Here is a 1,347-nt window from a genome sequence, read left to right as displayed (position 1 = left end):
CGGTAATTTGCATCCGCACACGGTATCGGGTAAGAATAGTATTCCCGGTGTACAGGATGTTTTTTGCAGAAGGATAAACCTCTTTTCAGAGGTTTTTATTTTTACTGTCTCATTAGTAATATCTCCTGTTGTTCAGGGAAAGTTTGCGAGAAAGTACTTGGGCATTCACCAACCACAATATCATTATTTGACCAGTACATAATTTTCATCTGATTGGGAATACCTGAAGTTATTCCTAGTGATACTGTTCCATGATTTATACAGCCGCTCGGTACTAGTCCTGCAAAAATCATTCTATACCCTTGCAAATCAGAGGTAAGTCCTAATCCTGAAAAGTGCGTTTTTGCATCATCCTGTTCGTTAAAATTATCGAAAATAATGACAGGTATATTTCCTGTTGTTGTTATTCTTAGTCTGCCTGTTAGTTCATCTTTTTTCATTCCCATATCATTATACAAACTTTTATTAAATTTCATCTCGTAAACTCTGCCATTATATGTACCTTTCCATATACCAACATATTTATTTAAAGTATTGTTGATATCTTTTACATAATTGTAATTCACAGAACAGTTTGGATTATCTCGACATTGTGCAGCATCTTCTAAAGATACAACTTGAGAATTACAAGAAATGGCTAAAAAAGCCAGAAATAGCGTTATTATATTTTTCATAATCAAATATTTAGTTTGGGCAAGTGTTTTCTACAGTATCTGTTTTATCAACATTAAGTTTTATTTCCGTTGTCGTTCCATCAGAATTCATCCTGTACAAAGTTATACCATATAAAAGCATTTTTTCCTGAATATATTTTAAAAATCTTAATTCAAGCTGTTTTGGTTTATTAATATAATCTTCCATAAGTTTACCAAAAGGCTCGTTATAACTTTTAACTTGCTCGTCAGTAAAAGTTTTTATCTGAAACTTATTTCCTGTAAATCTTAATTGGTAATTGCCTATACTACTCACCATTAATCCATATACGTCACTTAGAGATTCTCCTTTAGTTTGGGCATTTTGCACCAAATCCATAAGATAAGATGCATCAGCAGGGGAAAACATTTTTATACCTTTATTATTACTATTAGGTATATCATTGATATGCGTATGCATGTAAGCTTTTATATAAGTATGACTTACGACTTCCGGTAAACTAAGAGTATTTGCCGTACTGGTGGCACTTGCATTAGCTTGATATTCATAGCTTCCTCCCCATTTTTGGATATAGCCTGTTTCTTTTTCAAGTCCTTTTTTTCCTTCAAGATCAGTTAGTTTATTATTAAAATCTACATCTGCTCTTTGAATTTTTATTTTCTCGCATGGAGTCTTTTGGTTCGGTCTTATATT

At 32.4% G+C, this 1,347-nt stretch carries 2 protein-coding genes; both read right to left on the bottom strand.

The genetic code is table 11. The features are described 5' to 3' along the window. Positions 1–101 precede the first annotated feature (101 nt). Positions 102–674, bottom strand: coding sequence for a DUF6705 family protein (locus OF897_RS21520; RefSeq protein ID WP_267267717.1), 573 nt, complete (start codon positions 672–674; stop codon positions 102–104). A 10-nt stretch (positions 675–684) separates the two neighbouring features. Then, positions 685–1,347 (bottom strand): hypothetical protein (locus OF897_RS21515; protein ID WP_267267716.1); only part of this gene is annotated, 663 nt, incomplete at its 5' end.

Origin of the sequence: Chryseobacterium formosum (assembly GCF_026460885.1) — a bacterium.
GTDB lineage: Bacteria > Bacteroidota > Bacteroidia > Flavobacteriales > Weeksellaceae > Chryseobacterium > Chryseobacterium formosus.
The sequence above is the reverse complement of the archived record's forward strand: the minus strand, read 5'-3'. Positions and strand labels throughout refer to the sequence as shown.

What these genes read in the sequence shown, in the direction of transcription:
- OF897_RS21520 (WP_267267717.1), bottom strand. Translation starts at nt 674, where the DNA reads ATGAAAAATATAATAACGCTATTTCTGGCTTTTTTAGCCATTTCTTGT.